Origin of the sequence: Lelliottia amnigena (genome assembly GCF_019047465.1) — a bacterium.
GTDB classification, from domain to species: domain Bacteria; phylum Pseudomonadota; class Gammaproteobacteria; order Enterobacterales; family Enterobacteriaceae; genus Enterobacter; species Enterobacter amnigenus.
Genome location: NZ_CP077236.1, coordinates 1,199,567 through 1,223,925, shown reverse-complemented (window position 1 = coordinate 1,223,925; position 24,359 = coordinate 1,199,567). Strand labels below are relative to the sequence as shown.

General features: G+C 51.5%; 21 protein-coding genes and 2 tRNA genes. 18 read left to right on the top strand and 5 right to left on the bottom strand.

Features of this window, described 5'->3' with window-relative positions; genetic code table 11:
- Window positions 1-30: 30 nt before the first annotated feature.
- From pmrB to dacB, 3 genes are read right to left on the bottom strand one after another with little or no spacing between them, the layout of a single operon-like run.
- Complete coding sequence (pmrB, locus tag I6L74_RS05745) at window positions 31-1,074, bottom strand: two-component system sensor histidine kinase PmrB (RefSeq protein ID WP_059177342.1); 1,044 nt, start codon at window positions 1,072-1,074, stop codon at window positions 31-33.
- Window positions 1,071-1,733, bottom strand: coding sequence for a two-component system response regulator PmrA (gene pmrA / locus I6L74_RS05740; protein ID WP_059177343.1), 663 nt, complete (start codon window positions 1,731-1,733; stop codon window positions 1,071-1,073). Before pmrA ends, pmrB begins: the two co-directional genes overlap by 4 nt.
- A gap of 2 nt (window positions 1,734-1,735) precedes the next feature.
- The gene (dacB, locus tag I6L74_RS05735; RefSeq protein WP_059177344.1) at window positions 1,736-3,169 is read right to left on the bottom strand and encodes a serine-type D-Ala-D-Ala carboxypeptidase; all 1,434 of its coding nucleotides are present in this window, start codon (window positions 3,167-3,169) and stop codon (window positions 1,736-1,738) included.
- A 247-nt stretch (window positions 3,170-3,416) separates the two neighbouring features.
- Here dacB and greA point away from each other — a divergent pair, with 247 nt between their 5' ends.
- Window positions 3,417-3,893 carry a transcription elongation factor GreA gene (greA, locus tag I6L74_RS05730; RefSeq protein WP_059177345.1) on the top strand — a complete coding sequence of 159 codons (477 nt, stop codon included), beginning with the start codon at window positions 3,417-3,419 and terminating at the stop codon, window positions 3,891-3,893.
- A 151-nt stretch (window positions 3,894-4,044) separates the two neighbouring features.
- On the opposite strand, the gene yhbY is transcribed toward greA, so the two are convergent.
- Window positions 4,045-4,338 carry a ribosome assembly RNA-binding protein YhbY gene (yhbY, locus tag I6L74_RS05725; protein ID WP_041689726.1) on the bottom strand — a complete coding sequence of 98 codons (294 nt, stop codon included), beginning with the start codon at window positions 4,336-4,338 and terminating at the stop codon, window positions 4,045-4,047.
- Window positions 4,339-4,464: 126 nt separating this feature from the next.
- Here yhbY and rlmE point away from each other — a divergent pair, with 126 nt between their 5' ends.
- From rlmE to I6L74_RS05695, 6 genes are all read left to right on the top strand, one after another.
- On the top strand, window positions 4,465-5,091 hold the full coding sequence (gene rlmE / locus I6L74_RS05720; RefSeq protein ID WP_015960595.1) for a 23S rRNA (uridine(2552)-2'-O)-methyltransferase RlmE: 627 nt from the start codon (window positions 4,465-4,467) through the stop codon (window positions 5,089-5,091).
- Window positions 5,092-5,193: 102 nt separating this feature from the next.
- Window positions 5,194-7,128, top strand: a complete 1,935-nt coding sequence (gene ftsH, locus I6L74_RS05715) for an ATP-dependent zinc metalloprotease FtsH (protein WP_059177346.1) — start codon at window positions 5,194-5,196, stop codon at window positions 7,126-7,128.
- A 93-nt stretch (window positions 7,129-7,221) separates the two neighbouring features.
- Entirely contained in the window at window positions 7,222-8,070 is an 849-nt protein-coding gene (gene folP, locus I6L74_RS05710) for a dihydropteroate synthase (protein ID WP_059177347.1), read from the top strand.
- Complete coding sequence (glmM, locus tag I6L74_RS05705; protein ID WP_059177348.1) at window positions 8,063-9,400, top strand: phosphoglucosamine mutase; 1,338 nt, start codon at window positions 8,063-8,065, stop codon at window positions 9,398-9,400. The genes folP and glmM overlap by 8 nt, the downstream gene beginning before the upstream one ends.
- A 224-nt stretch (window positions 9,401-9,624) precedes the next feature.
- Window positions 9,625-9,957, top strand: coding sequence for a preprotein translocase subunit SecG (secG, locus tag I6L74_RS05700; protein WP_041689537.1), 333 nt, complete (start codon window positions 9,625-9,627; stop codon window positions 9,955-9,957).
- Window positions 9,958-9,966: 9 nt separating this feature from the next.
- Window positions 9,967-10,053 (top strand) — tRNA-Leu (locus I6L74_RS05695).
- Window positions 10,054-10,238: 185 nt separating this feature from the next.
- Here I6L74_RS05695 and argG read toward each other — a convergent pair.
- On the bottom strand, window positions 10,239-11,585 hold the full coding sequence (gene argG / locus I6L74_RS05690) for an argininosuccinate synthase (RefSeq protein WP_059177349.1): 1,347 nt from the start codon (window positions 11,583-11,585) through the stop codon (window positions 10,239-10,241).
- A 344-nt stretch (window positions 11,586-11,929) separates the two neighbouring features.
- On the opposite strand from argG, the gene I6L74_RS05685 reads away from it, so the two are divergent.
- The 11 genes from I6L74_RS05685 (at window position 11,930) to I6L74_RS05635 (ending at window position 24,295) form a co-directional block, all read left to right on the top strand.
- Window positions 11,930-12,006 (top strand) — tRNA-Met (locus tag I6L74_RS05685).
- A gap of 207 nt (window positions 12,007-12,213) precedes the next feature.
- Complete coding sequence (gene rimP, locus I6L74_RS05680) at window positions 12,214-12,666, top strand: ribosome maturation factor RimP (protein ID WP_059177350.1); 453 nt, start codon at window positions 12,214-12,216, stop codon at window positions 12,664-12,666.
- 28 nt (window positions 12,667-12,694) lie between these two features.
- Entirely contained in the window at window positions 12,695-14,182 is a 1,488-nt protein-coding gene (gene nusA, locus I6L74_RS05675) for a transcription termination factor NusA (protein WP_059177351.1), read from the top strand.
- Window positions 14,183-14,206: 24 nt separating this feature from the next.
- Entirely contained in the window at window positions 14,207-16,903 is a 2,697-nt protein-coding gene (gene infB / locus I6L74_RS05670) for a translation initiation factor IF-2 (RefSeq protein WP_059177352.1), read from the top strand.
- Window positions 16,904-17,035: 132 nt separating this feature from the next.
- Window positions 17,036-17,437 (top strand): 30S ribosome-binding factor RbfA, encoded by a 402-nt coding sequence (gene rbfA, locus I6L74_RS05665; RefSeq protein WP_015960587.1) that lies wholly within the window; start codon window positions 17,036-17,038, stop codon window positions 17,435-17,437.
- Window positions 17,437-18,381 (top strand): tRNA pseudouridine(55) synthase TruB, encoded by a 945-nt coding sequence (gene truB, locus I6L74_RS05660; protein ID WP_059177353.1) that lies wholly within the window; start codon window positions 17,437-17,439, stop codon window positions 18,379-18,381. Before rbfA ends, truB begins: the two co-directional genes overlap by 1 nt.
- 151 nt (window positions 18,382-18,532) lie before the next feature.
- The gene (gene rpsO, locus I6L74_RS05655; protein ID WP_003861789.1) at window positions 18,533-18,802 is read left to right on the top strand and encodes a 30S ribosomal protein S15; all 270 of its coding nucleotides are present in this window, start codon (window positions 18,533-18,535) and stop codon (window positions 18,800-18,802) included.
- A 241-nt stretch (window positions 18,803-19,043) separates the two neighbouring features.
- Complete coding sequence (pnp, locus tag I6L74_RS05650) at window positions 19,044-21,179, top strand: polyribonucleotide nucleotidyltransferase (RefSeq protein ID WP_059177354.1); 2,136 nt, start codon at window positions 19,044-19,046, stop codon at window positions 21,177-21,179.
- Window positions 21,180-21,286: 107 nt separating this feature from the next.
- Window positions 21,287-22,171 carry a lipoprotein NlpI gene (gene nlpI, locus I6L74_RS05645; RefSeq protein WP_059177355.1) on the top strand — a complete coding sequence of 295 codons (885 nt, stop codon included), beginning with the start codon at window positions 21,287-21,289 and terminating at the stop codon, window positions 22,169-22,171.
- Between the two features lie 107 nt (window positions 22,172-22,278).
- On the top strand, window positions 22,279-22,359 hold the full coding sequence (yrbN, locus tag I6L74_RS05640; protein WP_097919743.1) for a protein YrbN: 81 nt from the start codon (window positions 22,279-22,281) through the stop codon (window positions 22,357-22,359).
- Window positions 22,352-24,295: a DEAD/DEAH family ATP-dependent RNA helicase gene (locus I6L74_RS05635; protein WP_059177356.1), complete on the top strand. Its 1,944-nt coding sequence runs from the start codon at window positions 22,352-22,354 to the stop codon at window positions 24,293-24,295. Before yrbN ends, I6L74_RS05635 begins: the two co-directional genes overlap by 8 nt.
- The last annotated feature ends 64 nt before the right edge of the window (window positions 24,296-24,359 follow it).

Here is a 24,359-nt window from a genome sequence, read left to right as displayed (position 1 = left end):
CCCTGTTGAAGGGGGCTTTTTTTATGCATGTTAGCTCAACGTCGACGGTAGCCAGCAACTGGCGATTAACCCGCCCTCAGGTGCATTATCGAGTCGTAAATTGCCACGATGAAGCTGCACGATGCGCTGAACAATACTCAGCCCCAGACCACTCCCACCAAAACGTTGATCGAGTCGACGGAAGGGTTCGGTAATTGAATGCCTGTGGGCTTCATCAATTCCCGGTCCATGATCGATAACGCTAACTTGTGTCCCGTCTTCATGCTCAGTCAGTGTGATTTCGATAGGGGTGCCAGATGGACTGTATCGAGCCGCGTTTTCCAGTAGGTTCCGCAGCATCAGTCGCAGCAATATGGCATCGCCCTGAACGGTAAGTTCGCTGTACGCGGGCCAAATCACCGGATGATCTTTGAATTCATGCTCCAGCTTTAACGGGGCAATAATATGATTTGTCCAACTGACGGTATCGTAATGACCACTCGCCATGGCTTGTCCCGCCCGCGCCAGCATCAAAAGCTGTTCAACCGTATGCATGAGCTGATCGATACGATTGATAAGCGTAGACGCCTGTGGAGAGCCTGATTGCGCCATGAGTTCAAGATGGAGCCGAATACCAGCCAGCGGCGTTCGGAGCTCGTGAGCAGCGTCAGCGGTAAATAGACGCTCTTGCTTAATGGTTTGGTCCAGGCGAGCCAGCAATTGATTCAGAGACGTTGTGACGGCACCAATCTCTTCCATATCGGAAAATTCAGGAAGAGGAGTGAGATTATCTGCAGATCGATTCGCCAGGCTAATGCGCAGCTTGTTGAGGGGGCGCGTTATCCAGGTGATCGCCCAGAAAGAGAAAAATAGTGTGAAACCAACCATCACCAACGAAGGAACCAAAAGCGACGCAATGGCTTCGCGGATTTCCTTTTCGACATGCTGGTTACGCGCTTTGGCTGATAGGGTTTCGCTCACCAGGAAGCTAATTTGCTCTCGGCTTTCATGCCAGAGCCAAATCACGCTGATGAGCTGGAAAAATAACAGAATGACCGCCAGCAAAACCATCAATCGCCGACGCATGCTATTCATTGTGGGTTCTCAAGACGATAGCCGACGCCGCGAATGGTTTTGATCCGATCCTTACCGAGTTTACGTCGAAGGTTATGAATGTGCACTTCGAGGGTGTTTGAGCCCGGATCGTCTTGCCAGCTGTAGATATCCTGCTGCAGCGTTTCGCGGTGTACGGTTTGCCCCGATCGCATAATCAGGCGCGTGAGCAGTGCAAACTCTTTTGGCGTGACTTCGACGGGGTGAGAATTGCACAGAACCTGCTGGGTTTGCAGATTGAGCGTGAGATCGCCATCGGCCACCAGATTATCGCTGTGGCCTTGATAGCGGCGAATCAGCGCGCGTGCCCGAGCCTGTAATTCAGCAAGCGCAAAGGGTTTGACCAGGTAATCATCTGCCCCCGAGTCAAGTCCATGAATTCTGTCTTCGATAGCATCTCGGGCCGTGAGGATGAGGACCGGATTATCAACGCCGCGACGACGCCACTGGCTAAGCAGCGTCGCGCCATCTTTGTCAGGCAGGCCCAGGTCGAGGATAACAAGGCTGTACTCGCCACTTTGAATGAGCGAGTCAGCCTCTGCGGCGGTAGCCGCACAGTCCAGCGCATAGCCTTCGTTGGCCAGCCCCAGAGCCAGCCCTTCCTGTAAAAGAAGATCGTCTTCAACAATGAGTAATTTCATCGCTAGTTATTCTGATAAATGTCCTTGTAAAGCCTGCTTTCGAAACGTACCAGAGGAATACGACGATTACGCTGGTCACCCGGTTCGACGGCATAGCCGGATAGATACTGTACAAACGCCATACGCTGCCCGCTGGCCGTGGTAATAAAGCCAGCCAAATTATACACGCCCTGCAGCGAGCCAGTTTTAGCGGAGACTTTACCATCGACGCCGGCTGCGTGCAGGCCTGCGCGATACTGCAGAGAGCCATCGTAGCCCGCCAACGGAAGCATCGAAATAAAGTTTAGCTCAGTGTCATGCTGGGCAATGTACTGAAGAACTTGCATCATTGTTGCTGGAGAGATCAAGTTATGCCTTGAAAGGCCTGAACCATCAACAGCGATAGTATTCCCAAGATCGATTCCCGCCTGCTGGCGCAAAATCTGACGAACAGCATCTGAACCTGCGCGCCAGGTTCCTGGAACGCCAAAACGTGCATGTCCAATCATGCGGAACACGGTATCGGCAATCATATTGTCCGATTTTTTCAGCATAATCTTAAGCAAGTCGTGTAGGGGAGCGGATTGCTTGCTGGCAATCACCGTACCGGCTTCACTCGGTTGCGTCTGACGTAATAACGTGCCTGAATACGTGATATTAGCCTGTTTTAGCTCATCTTTCAGAATCGCACCCGCGTAACTTGCGCCATCCTGGATAGCGAAAGCCAACGGTAGCGGGTCAGCGCGTTGCGTCAGGCAGCCCGTCAACGTAAAACGATTGAGATCGCCGGGAACGACATCGAGTTCACAATATTGCGCATCCGGTGATCCTTTCGCCAGGGTTCTGACCTGACTGAACATGGTCACTGGATAATAGGACGCCACGCGAATAAAGGCTAAATCATCGGGTTTTGGTGCGCTGTACAGCGAAACCGAGAAGCAGTTGCGGTCGACAATAGCGGCGGCTGGCGGCGCGCTAAAGCATTGGGTCATGTCATTCCAGGGCCAGCCGGGTGCTTTATCGTGACTGGCGAAAATAGACGTGTCGATCAGCACGTTGCCCTCGATTTTTTGGACCCCGGACTTTTTCAGAACGGCGACCATATTGCGGATATCCTGACGTTTAAACGTCGGATCGCCGCCAAATCGAGCAATCAAGTCACCTTTCAGAACGCCGCCATCCACATTCCCCTTGGTTTCAAGCGTCGTGGTGAAGCGGAAGTCTGGGCCGAGTTGCAACAGTGCAGCCAGCGCTGTAATCACTTTCTGCGTACTGGCGGGCAGGGCCATTTGCTGGCTGTGATAATCAATCTCCGGTGCCTGGGCACCCACTTTTTGCACCATGAGCGCAAGGTTAGCGCCAGCAGGGAGTTGGTTGATATATTCATCAACATTCGCTGCGTTTGCAGTGAATGCCATACTGGTAGTCAATCCGATGATAAATCTGGAAAATCGCATAATCTCGCGCTAACAACCCGTAAACAAACCGCCATACTACGGTGCAACGCCCTGTAAAGTAAACGATGACCCATAGTGAACTTCGCGGTAAAATACGTATCAAATTGAAAAATTGCTGCTGACCTGGAACTTTGCTTCCGGGTCAGTTTTCTTTTGCTCCTGACCTGAGACAGGCATTGAAGTCTGCGAGGCCGGTAGTCGGGGTGAGTGAGTCGCTCCCAACAGGAATGTTTAAGAGGTATAACAAATGCAAGCTATTCCGATGACCCTACGTGGCGCAGAAAAACTGCGCGAAGAACTGGATTTTCTGAAATCGGTTCGCCGTCCTGAGATCATTGCCGCTATCGCAGATGCGCGTGAACACGGGGATCTGAAAGAGAACGCTGAATATCACGCCGCGCGTGAGCAGCAGGGTTTTTGTGAAGGGCGCATTAAAGATATCGAGGCTAAGCTGTCTAATGCGCAAGTCATCGACATCACCAAAATCCCAAACACGGGCCGCGTGATCTTTGGTTCTTCGGTGAAAGTACTGAACCTGGACAATGACGAAGAGCAGACTTATCGCATCGTGGGTGATGACGAAGCAGACTTTAAACAGAATTTAATCTCTGTAAACTCACCTATTGCGCGTGGTCTGATTGGCAAGGAAGAAGAGGACGTCGTTGTCATCCGTACGCCCGGCGGCGAAGTGGAATTCGAAATTATTAAGGTCGAGTACCTCTGATTCGCATCTCAGCGCAGATGTTGATACATTGTAAAGAAAGGAAAAAGGCCGCATAGCGGCCTTTTATCAACTGTCGGAGCATGGCATTTTGCTCACCTACGAATGGAAATCCCTCGTTTTACACAGAAAAAGTGTTCGATTCAGGATATTCTTAGCGTGGTAGCGAGATTTTACGCTCTTTAGTCGGGCGATAGAGCACCAGCGTTTTACCGATAACCTGTACATTACAGGCACCGGTTTCACGCACGATAGCTTCCACGATTAAGGTTTTAGAGTCTCTGTCTTCAGAGGCGATTTTCACCTTGATTAACTCGTGGTGCTCAAGCGCTAGTTCGATCTCGGCAAGCACCCCTTCGGTCAAACCATTGTTGCCAAGCATGACTACAGGCTTGAGTGGATGTGCCAGACCTTTAAGGTGCTGTTTTTGTTTAGTACTCAGATTCATCGTATATTTTTGCTTACGTTGGGATTGAAAACGGTTCATTCTACCGCCATCTCCCTTATATCGCCAAATAGCTGCGTAGAAATTTACGTCACAGGCAAATTACGATGAACCAGGACGGAAAGTGAAATGACAGGTAAAAAGCGTTCTGCCAGCTCCAGCCGCTGGCTCCAGGAACACTTTAGCGATAAATATGTTCTACAGGCGCAGAAAAAGGGATTACGTTCCCGCGCCTGGTTTAAACTTGATGAAATACAGCAAAGTGACAAACTCTTTAAACCGGGAATGACGATTGTCGATCTCGGTGCTGCACCCGGTGGATGGTCTCAGTATGCGGTTACGCAGATTGGTGGCCAGGGTCGAATCATCGCTTGCGATCTTTTACCAATGGATCCAATCGTCGGTGTTGACTTCCTTCAGGGCGATTTTCGTGATGAATTAGTGCTGAAAGCGCTGCTTGAACGAGTCGGTGACAGTAAGGTTCAAGTTGTCATGTCGGATATGGCGCCAAATATGTGCGGAACACCAGCGGTGGATATCCCCCGTTCCATGTATCTGGTTGAACTGGCGTTAGAAATGTCTCGTGATGTTCTAGCACCTGGTGGTAGTTTTGTAGTGAAGGTGTTCCAGGGCGAAGGTTTCGAGGAGTATCTTAAGGAAATTCGCTCCCTGTTTGCGAAGGTGAAAGTTCGTAAGCCGGACTCTTCCCGTGCTCGTTCACGAGAAGTGTATATTGTAGCGACAGGACGTAAATGATAACCGGTTGATTTCAAACGTGAGTTTGGGAAAATCCAGGTGCAGACTATCCTGACGCTGTTTTTAACACAGTTGTAATATGAGGTTCATCCCTTGAGTGACATGGCGAAAAACCTAATACTCTGGCTGGTCATTGCCGTTGTGCTGATGTCAGTGTTCCAGAGCTTTGGGCCCAGCGAGTCGAATGGCCGCAAGGTGGATTATTCTACCTTCCTGCAAGAGGTCAATCAGGACCAGGTTCGCGAAGCGCGTATCAACGGACGTGAGATCAACGTTACCAAGAAAGATAGTAACCGTTACACGACTTACATCCCGGTGAACGATCCTAAGCTGCTTGATAACCTTCTGACTAAAAACGTCAAGGTGGTAGGTGAGCCGCCGGAAGAACCGAGCCTGCTGGCTTCTATCTTCATTTCCTGGTTCCCGATGCTGCTGCTTATCGGTGTCTGGATCTTCTTTATGCGTCAAATGCAGGGCGGCGGTGGCAAAGGTGCCATGTCGTTCGGTAAGAGCAAGGCGCGTATGCTTACGGAAGACCAGATCAAGACCACTTTTGCTGACGTTGCAGGCTGTGACGAAGCAAAAGACGAAGTGGCGGAACTTGTTGAATACCTGCGTGAGCCAAGCCGTTTCCAGAAACTGGGCGGTAAGATTCCGAAAGGCGTTCTGATGGTCGGCCCTCCAGGTACCGGTAAAACGCTGTTGGCGAAAGCCATCGCGGGTGAAGCGAAAGTACCATTCTTTACTATTTCTGGTTCTGACTTCGTCGAAATGTTTGTGGGTGTGGGCGCATCTCGTGTGCGTGACATGTTCGAACAGGCTAAGAAGGCAGCGCCGTGTATTATCTTCATCGATGAAATCGACGCCGTAGGCCGCCAGCGTGGCGCGGGTCTGGGCGGCGGTCACGATGAACGTGAACAGACTCTGAACCAGATGTTGGTTGAGATGGATGGCTTCGAAGGTAACGAAGGTATTATCGTTATTGCTGCGACGAACCGTCCAGACGTACTTGATCCTGCATTGCTTCGTCCAGGCCGTTTCGACCGTCAGGTTGTGGTTGGTTTGCCGGATGTTCGTGGTCGTGAACAGATTCTGAAAGTCCACATGCGTCGCGTACCGTTGTCTCCAGATATTGATGCGGCAATCATTGCGCGTGGTACTCCCGGCTTCTCCGGTGCTGACTTGGCAAACCTGGTCAACGAAGCGGCGTTGTTTGCTGCTCGCGGTAATAAGCGCGTGGTGTCCATGGTGGAATTCGAAAAAGCGAAAGACAAAATCATGATGGGTGCGGAACGTCGCTCCATGGTGATGACGGAAGCGCAGAAAGAATCCACGGCATATCACGAAGCAGGTCACGCGATTATCGGTCGTCTGGTACCGGAACACGATCCGGTACACAAAGTCACCATTATCCCACGTGGCCGTGCGCTGGGCGTAACGTTCTTCCTGCCGGAAGGCGATGCCATCAGCGCCAGCCGTCAGAAGCTGGAAAGCCAGATTTCGACCCTTTACGGTGGTCGTCTTGCTGAAGAAATTATCTACGGTGTGGAACATGTTTCTACCGGTGCGTCGAACGACATTAAAGTCGCGACCAACCTGGCACGTAACATGGTGACCCAATGGGGCTTCTCCGACAAACTCGGTCCGCTGCTTTACGCGGAAGAAGAGGGCGAAGTATTCCTGGGCCGCTCTGTCGCGAAAGCGAAACATATGTCTGATGAAACAGCACGTATCATCGATCAGGAAGTCAAAGCGCTGGTTGAACGCAACTATGGCCGCGCACGTGAAATCCTGAATGAAAACCTGGATATTCTGCACTCTATGAAAGATGCGCTCATGAAATATGAGACGATCGATGCTCCGCAGATCGATGACCTGATGGCGCGCCGCGAAGTGCGTCCGCCAGCCGGTTGGGAAGATCCAGGCACTTCCAATAACTCTGACAACAATGGCACCCCGCGTGCGCCGCGTCCGGTTGATGAACCCCGTACGCCAAACCCGGGTAATACCATGTCAGAGCAGTTGGGCGACAAATAAGTCACTGCCTGAAATAGGTTAATCTGTACCCAAACCCTGGAGCTTGCTCCGGGGTTTTTCTTATCTGCTCATTTAAATACCAGGGATTTAGCCATGAAACTTTTCGCCCAGGACTCGACTCTCGATCTCTCACATCCCCATGTGATGGGGATCCTGAACGTTACGCCTGACTCGTTCTCCGACGGCGGCGCGCACAATACGCTGATTGAAGCGGTGAAGCATGCCAATCTGATGATCAATGCGGGTGCGACGATTATTGATATCGGCGGTGAGTCGACGCGTCCTGGCGCATCGGATGTGAGTGTGGAAGAAGAGTTAGCGCGCGTAATCCCGGTGGTGGAAGCGATAGCTCAACGCTTTGAAGTGTGGATCTCTGTGGATACGTCTAAACCTGAAGTAATCAGAGAATCCGCGCGAGTAGGGGCTCACATCATTAACGACATTCGCTCGCTTACCGAGCCGGGTGCACTAGAAGCGGCTGCCGAAACCGGTTTGCCGGTATGTCTGATGCATATGCAGGGGCAACCCAAAACAATGCAATCAGCCCCGAAGTATGACGATGTTTTTGCCGATGTGAATCGCTACTTTAATGAGCAAATCGCACGTTGTGAGCGTGCGGGTATCGCAAAAGAGAAATTGTTGCTCGACCCGGGATTCGGATTCGGTAAAAATCTCTCCCATAACTATGAGTTGCTTGCGCGTTTATCAGCATTTCACCATTTTGGTCTGCCGTTGCTGGTCGGAATGTCGCGAAAAACGATGGTAGGGCAATTGCTTAATGTGGGTCCTGGCGAACGTCTGAGTGGAAGTCTTGCGTGTGCAGTTATTGCGGCGATGCAAGGCGCGCACATTATTCGCGTCCATGACGTCAAAGAGACAGTAGAAGCTATGCGTGTGGTTGAAGCCACATTGTCAGCGAAGGAAAACAAACGCTATGAGTAATCGTAAATATTTTGGCACCGACGGCATTCGTGGGCGCGTGGGCGATGCACCGATCACCCCAGAATTTGTTCTTAAACTTGGTTGGGCCGCAGGTAAGGTCCTGGCTCGTCACGGCTCGCGTAAAATTATCATCGGGAAAGATACCCGTATTTCGGGCTACATGCTGGAGTCAGCATTAGAAGCTGGTCTTTCAGCCGCAGGGCTTTCCGCTTCATTCACCGGCCCAATGCCAACGCCTGCTGTCGCGTATCTCACACGCACCTTCCGTGCAGAAGCAGGCATTGTGATTTCGGCCTCGCACAATCCGTTCTACGATAACGGGATTAAATTTTTCTCCATTGATGGCACAAAATTGCCTGACGAAGTTGAAGAAGCTATCGAAGCGGAAATGGAAAAAGAGCTGACCTGCGTCGATTCATCAGAGCTGGGCAAAGCAAGCCGTATCGTTGATGCAGCGGGCCGCTACATTGAGTTCTGCAAAGGCACGTTCCCTAATGAGCTGAGCCTGAGTCATCTCAAAATTGTGGTCGATTGTGCCAATGGCGCGACCTATCACATCGCCCCGAATGTTTTTCGCGAACTCGGCGCAAAAGTTATCGCGATTGGCTGTGAGCCTGATGGCCTCAACATCAATGAGGAAGTGGGCGCGACGGACGTGCGTGCTTTGCAGGCCCGCGTGCTTGCTGAAAAAGCCGATCTGGGCATTGCGTTTGACGGTGACGGCGACCGCGTGATCATGGTTGATCACGAAGGAAACAAAGTCGACGGCGACCAGATTCTGTACATCATTGCCCGCGAAGGTCTGCGTCAGGGCCAGTTGCGCGGTGGCGCTGTAGGCACCTTGATGAGCAATATGGGGCTGGAACTGGCTCTCAAACAGCTGGGGATTCCGTTTACCCGAGCGAAAGTGGGCGACCGCTACGTGCTGGAGAAACTCCAGGAGAAAGGCTGGCGTATAGGTGCAGAAAACTCTGGCCATGTGATTCTGCTGGACAAAACGACGACCGGTGACGGCATCGTGGCAAGTCTTCAGGTTGTTGCTGCGATGGTGCGTAACCATATGAGTTTGCATGACCTGTGCAGTGGCATGAAAATGTTCCCACAGATTCTGGTTAACGTTCGCTTTACTGCCGGAAATGGCGATCCGCTGGAAAATGAAAATGTGAAAGCGGTCATGGCAGAAGTAGAGGCAGCGCTGGGAAATCGCGGTCGCGTTCTGCTCCGCAAATCGGGTACAGAGCCTTTGATTCGCGTGATGGTTGAAGGCGAAGAAGAAGCGCAGGTGACTGAGTTTGCTCATCGAATTGCCGATGCGGTTAAAGCGGCATAATCCTTCGCAGTAAGTGTTTAAAAAGGCGGCGTTTGCCGCCTTAAGATTGTCCAATACAGGCGCTTTTGCTGTTTTTTTCCGCAGTTGATACAATGCGCTAAAATTGCCCTTGCGAAGGCCATTCGCTTTGGTTAGTATTCACACCCGCTTCAGTGGGAAATAAAAATCCTGCTAAATTGGTCGAAGCATTGGTATGCGGCAAATCCGCAAGGAACAGGTTGATTATGTACGAAGCTCTTTTAGTTGTTTTCCTTATTGTAGCCATCGCTCTCGTAGCGCTGATCATGCTGCAGCAAGGTAAAGGCGCTGATATGGGAGCCTCCTTCGGAGCAGGCGCTTCCGGTACGCTGTTTGGCTCAAGTGGTTCTTCGAACTTCATGACCCGTACAACGGCGATTCTGGCTACGCTATTCTTCATTATCAGTCTGGCGCTTGGCAACATCAACAGCAACAAGACCAGCAAAGGAAGCGAGTGGGAAAACCTGAATGCTCCGTCTAAAACCGAGCAAACTCAGCCAGCTGAACCGGCTAAGCCGACCAGCGATATCCCGCAGTAAGGTTTCAGTACCGAGGTGGTGGAATTGGTAGACACGCTACCTTGAGGTGGTAGTGCCCTAACGGGCTTGTGGGTTCGAGTCCCATCCTCGGTACCAATATTCCAGAAGAAAGACATCGAAAGGTGTCTTTTTTTCGTCTGTAGGTTTGAGCGTGTCCAGACAATCGCAGCGTGATGACCGTTGCCATTATGATCGACAGAAAATGATAGTCGGATCAGCGGCCGACATCTGACAGACACAAAAAAGGCGCCCTTCGGCGCCTTTTGTATTTTTATTCGCGATCACTTTTTATCGCTGTGTTCCAGATTCTCAACCTGCGGCAGGCCATTACCGGAAGACGCAGAGAGCAAACCGGTTTCAATGTAATTAAACAGTTTCTCACGCGTGTCGGTGATATCCAGATTTCGCATCGTTAATTGGCCGATACGATCATCCGGTGAGAAGACAGAATCCCCTTTCTCCATGGTCAGGCGTTCAGCTTTATACGTCAGGTTGTCAGACACCGTATTCAGGATGGAGTAGTCGTTGCCGCGACGTAGCTCCAGCGTCACTTCACCCGTAATGGCGCTGGCGACCCAGCGTTGCAGCGCATCACGCAGCATCAGCGCCTGTGGATCGAACCAACGGCCCTGATACAGCAATTTACCCAACTGGCGACCATGAGAGTGGTACTGCTCAATAGTGTCCTCGTTGTGAATACCGGTCAGCAGACGCTCGTAAGCAATGTGCAGCAGTGCCATTCCCGGTGCTTCATAGATCCCGCGGCTTTTCGCTTCGATGATGCGGTTTTCAATCTGATCGCTCATGCCTAAACCGTGACGACCACCAATGCGATTTGCTTCCAGCATCAGCTCTACATCATCAGAGAAGGTCTGGCCGTTCAGCGCTACCGGATGACCACGTTCGAAACGGACGGTCACTTCCTCAGCCTGAATCTTGACGCTTTCATCCCAGAATTTCACACCCATGATGGGATTGACGATTTTCACGCTAGAGTTCAGGAACTCAAGATCCTTCGCTTCGTGCGTCGCGCCCAACATGTTGGAGTCGGTGGAGTAGGCTTTCTCGGCAGACATTTTGTAGTCAAAGCCGGAAGCCACCATGAACTCAGACATTTCCTGGCGGCCACCCAGTTCATCAATGAAATCCGTGTCCAGCCAAGGTTTATAAATCTGCAACTCTGCGTTGGTCAGCAGGCCGTAACGATAGAAACGTTCAATATCGTTGCCTTTATAGGTACTGCCGTCGCCCCAAATATTCACGCCATCATCTTTCATGGCCGCCACCAGCATCGTGCCGGTAACCGCGCGGCCCAGAGGCGTGGTGTTGAAATAGGTCAGACCGCCCGTCGTGTTGTGGAAAGCGCCGCATTGAATGGCTGCGATGCCCTCAGCAACCAGTTGCTTACGGCAGTCAATCAGACGTGCGTTCTCTGCACCGTATTCCATGGCGCGACGAGGAATCGCATCATAGTCTTCCTCATCCGGCTGACCCAGGTTCGCTGTATATGCATAAGGAACCGCTCCCTTTTGGCGCATCCACAGGAGTGCAGCGCTAGTATCCAGGCCGCCAGAAAAAGCGATGCCTATACGTTGTCCTACCGGAAGATGCTTGAGAATCGTCGTCATAAAATAAAACCCTGCTTGATTGACTGATGAGAGACCGCTTTCAGCTCTCTTTGCATGTTTATGCAAAATAAGTGAGTTTTCATTTAATCATCTTTTGCCAATGACCGGAAGAGATTCGTGAGTTTTTTGTAAAAATTTCCCACTGTTTAGGCCGCCAGACATGCAGACGTCAGAACAGAATAGTGCGTGCTAGCTTATTCAGCAAAACGCATAGCTTGTAGGGTTGACAGGTGGGGTTAACTATCAATATACTAAACGCCGATTTAAAGTCCCGTCCTCGGTACCAAATCCCAGCATTATTTGCATTTTTTACCCAAAACGAGTAAAATTTGCCACGTTTCAGGCGCGGGGTGGAGCAGCCTGGTAGCTCGTCGGGCTCATAACCCGAAGGTCGTCGGTTCAAATCCGGCCCCCGCAACCACTTTCCTATAAAGTTCTTTTTCAAATATACTGTGAAGACATAGCGGCTTCGTAGCTGGATTTGAAAAAATTCTTTCAGAAAGTGCTCCAGGCCGCAGTTGCGGCTATAGGGTTCAGTTATCTAAAGCCCCGATTTATCGGGGTTTTTTGTTATCTGACTACAGAATAACTGGGCTTTAGGCCCTTTTTTTACGTCTTGGGGGTGGGCTTGTCCACATTAGAGCAAAAATTAACAGAGATGATTAAAGCACCGGTCGAAGCACTGGGCTACGAACTGGTCGGCATCGAATTTATTCGCAGCCGTACATCCACGCTGCGCATCTATATTGATAGTGAAGATGGCATCAATGTTGATGATTGTGCTGATGTTAGCCACCAGGTCAGTGCGGTTCTTGACGTTGAAGATCCTATTACTGTTGCCTACAACCTGGAAGTTTCCTCGCCTGGCCTCCATCGTCCAATGTTTACTGCTGAACACTACACTCACTATATTGGTGAAGAAGTGGCTATCGTACTGCGTATGGCCGTGCAAAACCGCCGTAAATGGCAGGGCGTTATTAAGGCCGTTGATGGTGAGATGATCACAGTAACAGTCGAAGGCAAAGATGAAGTGTTCGCGCTGAGTAATATCCAGAAGGCGAACCTGGTTCCCCACTTTTAACAGTCTGGATTGAGGTGAAAAGCCCGCGATGAACAAAGAAATTTTGGCTGTTGTTGAAGCCGTCTCTAACGAGAAATCACTGCCGCGTGAGAAGATTTTCGAAGCGCTGGAAAGTGCACTGGCTACAGCAACCAAGAAAAAATACGAACAAGAGATCGATGTTCGCGTAGAAATCGATCGTAAAAGCGGTGACTTCGATACATTCCGTCGTTGGGTAATTGTTGAAGAAGTGACCCAACCGACTAAAGAAATTACGCTGGAAGCGGCTCGTTACGAAGACGAAAGCTTCAATGTCGGCGAATATGTTGAAGATCAGATTGAATCGGTGACGTTTGACCGTATCACTACCCAAACGGCAAAGCAGGTTATCGTACAAAAAGTACGTGAAGCTGAACGCGCCATGGTGGTTGATCAGTTCCGTTCACACGAAGGTGAAATCATCACTGGCGTTGTGAAGAAAGTGAACCGTGACAATATCGCGCTTGATCTGGGTAGCAATGCGGAAGCGGTTATCCTCCGCGAAGATATGTTGCCGCGTGAGAACTTCCGTCCAGGCGACCGCATCCGCGGTGTTCTGTATGCGGTACGTCCAGAAGCGCGCGGTGCGCAGCTGTTCGTTACACGTTCTAAAGCAGAGATGCTGATTGAACTGTTCCGCATTGAAGTACCAGAAATTGGTGAAGAACTTATCGAGATCAAAGCAGCGGCCCGCGATCCGGGTTCACGCGCTAAAATCGCGGTAAAAACCAACGACAAGCGTATCGACCCTGTCGGTGCTTGCGTAGGTATGCGTGGTGCGCGCGTTCAGGCTGTATCAACTGAACTGGGCGGTGAGCGTATCGACATCATCCTTTGGGACGACAACCCGGCACAATTCGTGATTAACGCGATGGCTCCGGCAGATGTTGCTTCCATTGTGGTCGACGAAGACAAGCACACCATGGATATCGCTGTTGAAGCCGGTAACCTGGCACAGGCTATCGGTCGTAACGGTCAGAACGTACGTTTGGCTTCTCAACTGAGTGGTTGGGATCTGAACGTGATGACTGTTGATGATCTGCATGCGAAGCATCAGGCTGAAGCTCATGCCGCGATCGCGACCTTCACGAAGTACCTGGAAATTGACGAAGATTTCGCAACTGTCCTGGTCGAAGAAGGTTTCTCTTCGCTTGAAGAACTGGCCTATGTGCCAATCAAAGAACTGCTGGAAATTGACGGCCTGGATGAAGCAACCGTTGAAGCCCTGCGTGAACGCGCTAAAAACGCACTGACCACCCTGGCACTGGCTCAGGAAGAAAGCCTTGGTGATAATAAGCCGGCTGATGACCTGCTGAATTTAGAAGGTCTTGATCGTGCGATTGCGTTCAAGCTGGCTGCCCATGGTGTTTGTACGCTGGAAGATCTCGCTGAGCAAGGCGTTGATGACCTGGCTGATATCGAAGGTTTAACCGACGAGAAAGCCGGCGAACTCATCATGGCCGCACGTAATATTTGCTGGTTCGGCGACGAAGCGTAATAAACTGTAGCAGGAAGGAACAGCATGACTGATGTAACTGTAAAATCGCTGGCTACTGAGATTCAGACCTCCGTGGAGCGCCTGGTACAGCAATTTGCTGATGCAGGGATCCCGAAGGCGGCTGATGATTCGGTAACCGCGCAAGAAAAACAAACGCTGTTAGCGCACCTGAACCGTGAACACGGTTCTACGCCTGATAAGCTGACGTTGCAGCGCAAAACGCGTAGCACGTTGAGTATTCCAGGTACCGGTGGAAAAAGTAAATCGGTACAAATCGAAGTCCGCAAGACACGCACCTTTGTAAAACGTGATCCGCAAGAGGCCGAGCGCCTTGCAGCGGAAGAGCAGGCACAGCGTGAAGCGGAAGAGCAAGCTCAGCGTGAGGCTGTTGAAACAGCTAAACGTGAGGCCGTATTAAAAGCTGAACGTGAGGCCGCAGAAAAAGCGAAGCGCGATGCACATGATAAAGCGAAGCGCGACGCTGCGGAAAAAGACAAAGTGAGCAATCAACAGACTGACGAAATGACCAAAACTGCCCAGACAGAAAAAGCCCGCCGTGAAAATGAAGCTGCGGAGCTGAAGCGCAAAGCGGAAGAAGAAGCCCGTCGCAAACTCGAAGAAGATGCGCGTCGTGTAGCGGAAGAAGCCCGTCGTATGGCTGAAGAAAATGCAGGCGTTTGGGCTGAGCAAGAGAAAGCGAAAGGTGAAGAGGATAAGAGCGATTATCACGTCACCACTTCTCAGCACGCTCGCCAGGCTGAAGACGAAAACGACCGTGAGGTTGAAGGTAACCGTAGCCGTACGCGTACTGCGACGAAAGCTGCTCGTCCTCAGAAGAAAGGCAACAAACACGCTGAATCCAAAGCAGACCGCGAAGAAGCGCGTGCTGCGGGTCGCGGTGGCAAAGGTGGCAAGCGTAAAGGTTCATCTTTACAGCAGGGCTTCCAGAAACCAGCTCAAGCCGTTAACCGTGACGTTGTGATTGGCGAAACCATCACCGTTGGCGATCTGGCGAACAAAATGGCTGTTAAAGGCTCTCAGGTCATCAAAGCGATGATGAAACTGGGCGCTATGGCAACCATCAACCAGGTTATCGATCAGGAAACAGCGCAGCTGGTTGCTGAAGAGATGGGCCATAAAGTTACCCTGCGTCGTGAAAACGAGCTGGAAGAAGCAGTAATGAGCGACCGTGACACTGGCGCTGCGGCAGAGTCTCGCGCACCGGTTGTGACCATCATGGGTCACGTTGACCACGGTAAAACCTCTCTGCTTGACTACATTCGTTCTACGAAAGTGGCATCCGGCGAAGCAGGCGGCATTACCCAGCATATCGGTGCTTACCATGTTGAAACAGACAACGGTATGATCACCTTCCTGGATACCCCGGGTCACGCCGCGTTTACCTCTATGCGTGCTCGTGGTGCTCAGGCAACGGATATCGTTGTTCTGGTTGTTGCAGCAGACGATGGCGTGATGCCACAGACGATCGAAGCTATCCAGCACGCAAAAGCGGCGCAGGTACCGGTCGTTGTTGCAGTCAACAAAATCGATAAGCCTGAAGCAGACATGGATCGCGTTAAGACCGAACTGTCTCAGTACGGCGTGATGCCGGAAGAGTGGGGCGGTGAATCTCAGTTCATCCCAGTTTCTGCGAAAGCGGGTACCGGTATTGATGACCTGCTGAACGCTATCCTGCTGCAAGCTGAAGTTCTGGAGCTGAAAGCGGTTCGCAACGGCATGGCAAGCGGCGCAGTGATCGAATCCTTCCTGGATAAAGGTCGTGGTCCAGTTGCTACCGTACTGGTTCGCGAAGGTACGCTGAACAAGGGCGATATCGTGCTGTGTGGCTTCGAATACGGCCGTGTTCGTGCGATGCGTAACGAACTGGGTCAGGAAGTACTGGAAGCAGGTCCATCCATTCCAGTGGAAATCCTGGGTCTGTCCGGTGTTCCGGCTGCCGGTGACGAAGTGACCGTTGTTCGTGACGAGAAAAAAGCGCGTGAAGTTGCACTGTATCGTCAGGGCAAATTCCGTGAAGTTAAACTGGCTCGTCAGCAGAAATCTAAACTCGAGAACATGTTCGCTAACATGACTGATGGCGAAGTTCACGAAGTGAACGTCGTACTGAAAGCGGACGTTCAGGGTTCTGTGGAAGCGATCTCCGATTCTTTACTGAAACTGTCTACCGACGAAGTGAAAGTAAAAATCATCGGTTCTGGTGTTGGTGGTATCACCGAAACCGACGCCACGCTGGCGGCTGCTTCGAACGCGATTCTGGTTGGCTTCAACGTGCGTGCTGATGCCTCTGCACGTAAAGTTATCGATTCAGAAAGCTTGGATCTGCGCTACTACTCCGTCATCTATCATCTGATTGACGAAGTGAAAGCTGCGATGAGCGGCATGCTGTCTCCGGAACTGAAACAGCAGATCATCGGTCTGGCTGAAGTTCGTGACGTGTTCAAATCACCTAAATTTGGTGCGATCGCGGGCTGTATGGTCACCGAAGGTACCATTAAACGTCACAACCCAATCCGCGTTCTGCGTGACAACGTGGTTATCTACGAAGGCGAGCTGGAATCCCTGCGTCGCTTCAAAGATGACGTCAACGAAGTCCGTAACGGCATGGAATGTGGTATCGGCGTGAAGAACTACAACGACGTTCGCGTTGGCGATATGATCGAAGTGTTCGAAATCATCGAGATCCAACGTAGCATCGCTTAATTCATAGTGTCCTCGGGCCTTAGCGCCCGAATGACTCAGTGGATTAAAACGTGCAGGCCGGGTTAGCGAAGCGCCACCCGGCAATAATTTTAAAAGGGGCTTATAGCCCCTTTTTTGTCTGGAGAATTTATTATGGCGAAAGAATTTGGTCGCCCGCAGCGTGTTGCTCAGGAGATGCAGAAAGAAATCGCACTCATCCTGCAGCGTGAAATCAAAGACCCGCGCGTCGGCATGATGACGACCGTTTCTGGTGTTGAAATGTCTCGTGACCTGGCATACGCCAAAGTGTTCGTCACGTTCCTCAATGATCAAGATGAAGCGGCGGTTAAGAACGGTATTAAAGCCTTGCAGGAAGCGTCCGGATTTATCCGTTCTCTGCTCGGTAAAGCGATGCGTCTGCGCATCGTGCCTGAACTGACTTTCTTCTACGATAACTCGTTAGTTGAAGGCATGCGTATGTCTAACCTCGTGACCACTGTGGTTAAGCATGACGATGAGCGTCGTGTTAACCCGGATGACGAAAAGGAAGACTGATGAGTCGTCCTCGTCGTCGCGGTCGCGACGTGCATGGCGTGCTGTTGCTGGATAAACCACAAGGTGCATCCAGTAACGACGTGCTGCAAAAAGTTAAGCGTATTTATAACGCAAACCGTGCCGGACACACCGGCGCGCTGGATCCGCTGGCAACAGGTATGCTGCCCGTTTGTCTGGGTGAGGCGACAAAGTTTTCCCAGTATTTGCTCGATTCTGATAAGCGCTATCGCGTCATCGCAAAACTGGGTCAGCGCACCGATACGTCCGATGCGGATGGTCAGGTTGTCGAAGAACGCCCGGTGACGTTTAGTGCCGAACAGCTTGCTGCTGCGCTGGAAAGTTTCCGTGGCGAAACCCTCCAGGTGCCGTCGATGTATTCGGCGTTGAAATACCAAGGCAAAAAGCTATACGAATATGCGCGTCAGGGGATAGACGTCCCGCGCGAAGCCCGTCCGATCACTGTGTATGAGCTGTTATTCATTCGCCATGAAGGTGATGAGCTGGAGCTCGAAGTGCACTGTTCGAAAGGCACTTATATTCGTACCATCATTGATGATCTGGGCGAGAAACTGGGTTGTGGCGCGCATGTGATTTATTTGCGTCGCCTTGCTGTCAGTAAGTACCCGGTCGAACGTATGGTAACGCTTGAACAACTTCGTGAATTGGTAGAGCAAGCGGAAACGCAGGGGATTTCACCTGCGGATTTACTTGATCCCCTGCTGATGCCAATGGACAGTCCAGCGTCTGATTTCCCGGTGGTTAATTTGCCGTTAACGTCTTCAGTTTACTTTAAAAATGGTAATCCGGTACGTACGACAGAGACGCCACAACGGGGTCTGGTTCGCGTCACCGAAGGTGAAGAAAATACGTTCATCGGCATGGGTGAAATCGACGATGAGGGCCGTGTGGCACCGCGTCGCCTGGTTGTTGAATATCCGGTTTAAGCGAGTGACTTGCCTTGCGATAACCAGGTGAGACGAGTAGAATATCGCCGCTTAACGTCCGGCAAAGTGTTTAACATTTTGCAGGGCGTAAACTGGGGTTGCTGAATTAGAGATCGGCACCCTTTCATTCTTTATATTTTTGGAGTTCATCATGTCTCTAAGCGTTGAAGCTAAAGCTAAAATCGTTTCCGAGTTCGGTCGTGGTACTAACGACAGCGGTTCTACCGAAGTTCAGGTTGCACTGCTGACCGCACAGATTAACCACCTGCAGGGTCACTTTGCAGAGCACAAAAAAGATCACCACAGCCGTCGTGGTCTGCTGCGTATGGTTTCTCAGCGTCGTAAACTGCTCGACTACCTGAAACGTAAAGATGTTGCACGCTATACCGCGCTGATCGAGCGTCTGGGCCTGCGTCGCTAAGTCTTGCGAGTTTCAGAAAAAGGGGCCTAATGGCCCCTTTTTTCAACCAGACGGCAGCAATTCACTGGAAACTATTGTATTGTTGCTATAAATGATCTTCCTTGCAGAGGTTCGCGCGGCTAATGAGAGGCTTCACCCATGGGGGTGTCGGTTGTCATTAGTCGCGAGGATGCGAAGAAGGTCGGGTTAAATCGACAGCACACCGTGGGTGTGCTGTCATCCATTAAGAAAGGACAGAATTTTGCTGAATCCGATCGTTCGTAAATTCCAGTATGGTCAGCATACCGTCACGCTGGAAACCGGCATGATGGCACGTCAGGCTACTGCTGCCGTTATGGTAAGCATGGATGACACTGCTGTATTCGTGACCGTAGTTGGCCAGAAAAAAACTAAGCCAGGCCAGGACTTCTTCCCGCTGACCGTTAACTATCAAGAGCGTACTTACGCTGCGGGTAAAATCCCTGGTGGCTTCTTCCGTCGTGAAGGCCGTCCAAGCGAAGGCGAAACCCTGATTGCGCGTCTGATTGACCGCCCGGTTCGTCCGCTGTTCCCAGAAGGCTTCATTAACGAAGTTCAGGTTATTGCCACCGTTGTTTCCGTTAACCCACAGGTTAACCCGGACATCGTTGCGATGATTGGCGCATCCGCTGCGCTGTCTCTGTCTGGTCTTCCGTTCAACGGTCCTATTGGTTCTGCTCGCGTTGGTTATATCAATGACCAGTACGTTCTGAACCCAACCCAAGATGAGCTGAAAGAAAGTAAGCTGGATCTGGTTGTTGCAGGTACCGAAGCTGCAGTGTTGATGGTTGAATCCGAAGCAGAACTGCTGAGCGAAGACCAGATGCTGGGCGCAGTGGTCTTCGGCCACGAGCAGCAGCAGATCGTTATCGAAAACATCAAAGATCTGGTTAAAGAAGCCGGTAAACCACGTTGGGACTGGCAGCCAGAAGTTGTCAACGAAGCGCTGAATGCGCGCGTTGCTGCACTGGCTGAAGCACGTCTTAGCGATGCATACCGCATTACTGACAAACAAGAACGTTATGCGCAGATTGATGTAATCAAATCTGAAACCATCGCTACGCTGGTTGCAGAAGATGACTCTCTGGATGCTAACGAACTGAGCGAAATTCTGCACGCTATCGAGAAAAATGCTGTTCGTAGCCGTGTTCTGGCTGGCGAGCCGCGTATCGATGGCCGTGAAAAAGACATGATCCGTGGTCTGGATGTGCGTACTGGCGTTCTGCCACGTACTCACGGTTCTGCACTGTTCACCCGTGGCGAAACTCAGGCGCTGGTAACTGCGACCTTGGGTACTGCACGTGATGCGCAGAACATCGACGAACTGATGGGCGATCGCACTGACAGCTTCCTGTTCCACTACAACTTCCCTCCGTACTCCGTAGGTGAAACCGGTATGGTGGGCTCGCCGAAGCGTCGTGAAATCGGTCACGGTCGTCTGGCGAAGCGTGGCGTACTGGCTGTTATGCCAGAAGCTGACAAATTCCCGTACACCGTGCGTGTGGTTTCTGAAATCACCGAATCTAACGGTTCTTCTTCCATGGCTTCCGTGTGTGGCGCATCTCTGGCTCTGATGGATGCTGGCGTACCGATCAAAGCAGCTGTTGCGGGTATCGCAATGGGCCTGGTGAAAGAAGGCGACAACTTTGTTGTTCTGTCTGACATTCTGGGCGACGAAGATCACCTGGGTGATATGGACTTCAAAGTCGCGGGTTCCCGCGAAGGTATCTCTGCGCTGCAGATGGATATCAAAATTGAAGGCATCACCAAAGAGATCATGCAGGTTGCACTGAACCAGGCTAAAGGTGCGCGTCTGCACATCCTGGGCGTGATGGAGCAGGCGATTAACGCGCCACGCGGCGACATTTCTCAGTTCGCACCGCGCATCCACACCATCAAGATCAGTCCAGACAAGATCAAAGATGTTATCGGTAAAGGCGGTTCTGTTATCCGTGCTCTGACCGAAGAAACAGGCACCACCATCGAAATCGAAGACGACGGTACTGTTAAAATCGCAGCGACCGACGGTGAGAAAGCGAAATTCGCAATTCGTCGTATCGAAGAGATTACGGCAGAAATCGAAGTGGGCCGTATCTACAATGGTAAAGTGACGCGTATCGTTGACTTTGGCGCATTCGTTGCGATTGGTGGCGGTAAAGAAGGTCTGGTTCACATCTCTCAGATCGCTGATAAGCGTGTTGAGAAAGTGACCGATTACCTGCAGATGGGTCAGGAAGTTCCAGTTAAAGTTCTGGAAGTTGATCGTCAGGGCCGTGTTCGTCTTAGCATCAAAGAAGCAACCGAGCAGTCTCAGCCTGCTGCCGCGCCGGAAGCGCCGGCCGCAGAGCAAGGCGAGTAAGGTTGCATTTGCCCTCCGCTGTAGCGGAGGGCCTATTATCAGGCAGGACGCCTTGTTAGCAGCCGGGGGACAGGACGTTCATCCAATAGTTGTCTTCGGGAGTGGAAATGAAGCCTTTTTTGCGCTGGTGTTTCGTTGCGACAGCTTTAACGCTGGCAGGATGCAGCAACTCTGCCTGGCGTAAGAGCGAAGTTCTCGCAGTGCCATTGCAACCCACTTTGCAGCAAGAAGTGATTCTGGCACGCATGGAACAAATTCTTGCCAGTCGGGCTTTAACCGATGATGAACGCGCACAGCTTTTATATGAGCGCGGAGTGTTGTATGATAGTCTCGGTCTGAGGGCACTAGCGCGAAATGATTTTTCACAAGCGCTGGCAATCCGACCTGATATGCCTGAAGTATTCAATTACTTAGGTATATATTTAACGCAGGCAGGCAATTTTGATGCTGCCTATGAAGCGTTTGATTCTGTACTTGAGCTTGATCCAACTTACAACTACGCGCACTTGAATCGCGGTATCGCATTGTATTACGGCGGTCGTGACAAGATAGCGCAAGATGATCTGCTGGCGTTTTATCAAGACGATCCTAATGATCCTTTCCGTGTCCTGTGGCTTTACATTGTTGAGCAGAAGCTCAATGAGAAGCAGGCAAAAGAGGCGTTAAAACAGCGCTTCGAGAAATCGGACAAGGAACAATGGGGATGGAACATTGTCGAGTTCTACCTGGGCAACATTAGCGAAGCAACGCTAATGGATCGGCTCAAGGCGGACGCAACGGATAACACCTCGCTCGCTGAGCATCTCAGTGAAACCAACTTCTATTTAGGTAAGTACTACCTAAGTCTGGGGGATATGGACAGCGCTACGGCACTGTTCAAATTAGCGGTTGCTAACAACGTACACAACTTCGTTGAGCACCGTTATGCATTGTTGGAATTATCGCTCTTGGGCCAGGAGCAAGATGACCTGGCAGAATCGGACCAGCAATAGCTGACGACATAAACATCAGCCCGTAATCTTTTGATTGCCATCACCTTAACTGGTGAGGGCGTTGTTGTTCGTCAATACACCTACTTTGAGCCGGTTCACACTTTTCAATGAAAATCGCTAATCATTTTCACGATGAGTTATGTAGACTGGCCGCCATTAATATCGAGGCACTTGTACTACATGGCTGAATTCGAAACCACTTTTGCAGATCTGGGGCTGAAGGCTCCTATCCTTGAAGCCCTTACCGATCTGGGTTACGAAAAACCATCTCCGATCCAGGCAGAATGCATCCCGCATTTGCTCTCTGGTCGTGACGTGCTGGGCATGGCCCAGACTGGCAGTGGTAAAACTGCAGCATTCTCGCTGCCGCTGCTGAACAACATTGATCCGGAACTGCGTGCACCGCAGATCCTCGTATTGGCTCCGACCCGTGAACTGGCTGTTCAGGTGGCGGAAGCTATGACTGAATTCTCTAAACACATGCGCGGCGTGAACGTGGTAGCCCTTTACGGCGGCCAGCGTTATGACGTGCAGTTACGCGCCCTGCGTCAGGGTCCACAGATTGTCGTCGGTACGCCGGGTCGTCTGCTGGATCACCTGAAACGCGGTACGCTGGATCTCTCTAAACTGAAAGGTCTGGTACTGGATGAAGCTGACGAAATGCTCCGCATGGGCTTCATCGAAGACGTAGAAACGATTATGGCGCAGATCCCAGAAGGTCATCAGACCGCTCTGTTCTCTGCAACCATGCCAGAAGCGATCCGTCGTATCACCCGTCGTTTCATGAAGGATCCGCAGGAAGTGCGTATCCAGTCTAGCGTAACGACGCGCCCGGACATCAGCCAGACTTTCTGGTCGGTACACGGAATGCGTAAAAACGAAGCGCTGGTTCGTTTCCTGGAAGCAGAAGATTTTGATGCGGCGATTATCTTCGTTCGTACCAAAAATGCGACTCTGGAAGTGGCTGAAGCGCTGGAGCGTAGCGGTTATAACAGCGCCGCGCTGAACGGTGACATGAACCAGTCCCTGCGTGAGCAGACTCTGGAACGTCTGAAAGACGGTCGTCTGGATATTCTGATTGCAACTGACGTTGCAGCACGTGGTCTGGATGTTGAACGTATCAGCTTGGTTGTTAACTACGACATCCCGATGGACTCTGAGTCTTACGTTCACCGTATCGGTCGTACCGGTCGTGCGGGTCGTGCGGGTCGTGCGCTGCTGTTCGTTGAGAACCGCGAGCGTCGTCTGCTGCGTAACATTGAACGCACCATGAAGCTGACCATTCCAGAAGCAGACCTGCCTAACGCAGAGCTGCTGGGCAAACGCCGTCTGGAGAAGTTCGCCGCTAAAGTACAGCAGCAGCTGGAAAGCAGCGATCTGGACAAATATCGCGAACTGCTGACGCAAATCAAGCCGATTGCAGAAGGCGAAGAGCTGGATATCGAAACGCTGGCTGCAGCGCTGCTGAAAATGGCCCAGGGCGAACGCGCTCTGATCGTGCCAGCTGATGCACCGATGCGTCCTAAGCGTGAATTCCGTGAACGTGACGAGCGCTTTGAGCGTCGCGACCGTAATGACCGTGGCGATCGTAACGATCGTGGCCCACGTCCAGAACGTGCTGCTGGCGCTGCTGGTGAAGAGCGTCCACGTCGTGAACGTCGTGAAGCTGGCGATATGGAACTGTACCGTATTGAAGTTGGCCGTGATGATGGTGTTGAAGTTCGTCATATCGTTGGCGCTATCGCTAACGAAGGTGACATCAGCAGCCGTTACATTGGTAACATCAAACTGTTTGGTACCCACTCAACCATCGAGCTGCCTAAAGGCATGCCGGGCGAAGTTCTGCAGCACTTTACTCGCACCCGCATTCTGAACAAGCCGATGAACATGCAGTTGATGGGTGATGCCCAGCCGCGCCCAGACCGTGGTCCTCGTCGTGAAGGCGATCGTCCTGCGGGCGAGCGTCGTAGCTTCGGTGGCGGTGAGCGTCGTGAAGGCGGTCGCGGTCCTCGTCGTGATGGCGCAGCACCTGCTGGTGCTGGTCGCTTCAGCGGTGAACGTCGTGAAAACCGTGGTCCACGTCGCGAAGAAGGTGCTGCTCCTGCTCGTCGTCGTGACGCGTAAGCCTTTCGTCTCTAGCGTAAAGTAATATATACAGCCCCGATAACCACTATCGGGGCTTTTTTTA

Excerpts from the sequence above, each read along its gene's own strand:
- pmrB (WP_059177342.1), bottom strand. The coding sequence starts at position 1,074 with ATGAATAGCATGCGTCGGCGATTGATGGTTTTGCTGGCGGTCATTCTG.
- pmrA (WP_059177343.1), bottom strand. The coding sequence starts at position 1,733 with ATGAAATTACTCATTGTTGAAGACGATCTTCTTTTACAGGAAGGGCTG.
- dacB (WP_059177344.1), bottom strand. The coding sequence starts at position 3,169 with ATGCGATTTTCCAGATTTATCATCGGATTGACTACCAGTATGGCATTC.
- greA (WP_059177345.1), top strand. The coding sequence starts at position 3,417 with ATGCAAGCTATTCCGATGACCCTACGTGGCGCAGAAAAACTGCGCGAA.
- yhbY (WP_041689726.1), bottom strand. The coding sequence starts at position 4,338 with ATGAATCTGAGTACTAAACAAAAACAGCACCTTAAAGGTCTGGCACAT.
- rlmE (WP_015960595.1), top strand. The coding sequence starts at position 4,465 with ATGACAGGTAAAAAGCGTTCTGCCAGCTCCAGCCGCTGGCTCCAGGAA.
- ftsH (WP_059177346.1), top strand. The coding sequence starts at position 5,194 with ATGGCGAAAAACCTAATACTCTGGCTGGTCATTGCCGTTGTGCTGATG.
- folP (WP_059177347.1), top strand. The coding sequence starts at position 7,222 with ATGAAACTTTTCGCCCAGGACTCGACTCTCGATCTCTCACATCCCCAT.
- glmM (WP_059177348.1), top strand. The coding sequence starts at position 8,063 with ATGAGTAATCGTAAATATTTTGGCACCGACGGCATTCGTGGGCGCGTG.
- secG (WP_041689537.1), top strand. The coding sequence starts at position 9,625 with ATGTACGAAGCTCTTTTAGTTGTTTTCCTTATTGTAGCCATCGCTCTC.
- argG (WP_059177349.1), bottom strand. The coding sequence starts at position 11,585 with ATGACGACGATTCTCAAGCATCTTCCGGTAGGACAACGTATAGGCATC.
- nusA (WP_059177351.1), top strand. The coding sequence starts at position 12,695 with ATGAACAAAGAAATTTTGGCTGTTGTTGAAGCCGTCTCTAACGAGAAA.
- infB (WP_059177352.1), top strand. The coding sequence starts at position 14,207 with ATGACTGATGTAACTGTAAAATCGCTGGCTACTGAGATTCAGACCTCC.
- rbfA (WP_015960587.1), top strand. The coding sequence starts at position 17,036 with ATGGCGAAAGAATTTGGTCGCCCGCAGCGTGTTGCTCAGGAGATGCAG.
- truB (WP_059177353.1), top strand. The coding sequence starts at position 17,437 with ATGAGTCGTCCTCGTCGTCGCGGTCGCGACGTGCATGGCGTGCTGTTG.
- rpsO (WP_003861789.1), top strand. The coding sequence starts at position 18,533 with ATGTCTCTAAGCGTTGAAGCTAAAGCTAAAATCGTTTCCGAGTTCGGT.
- nlpI (WP_059177355.1), top strand. The coding sequence starts at position 21,287 with ATGAAGCCTTTTTTGCGCTGGTGTTTCGTTGCGACAGCTTTAACGCTG.
- yrbN (WP_097919743.1), top strand. The coding sequence starts at position 22,279 with ATGAAAATCGCTAATCATTTTCACGATGAGTTATGTAGACTGGCCGCC.
- I6L74_RS05635 (WP_059177356.1), top strand. The coding sequence starts at position 22,352 with ATGGCTGAATTCGAAACCACTTTTGCAGATCTGGGGCTGAAGGCTCCT.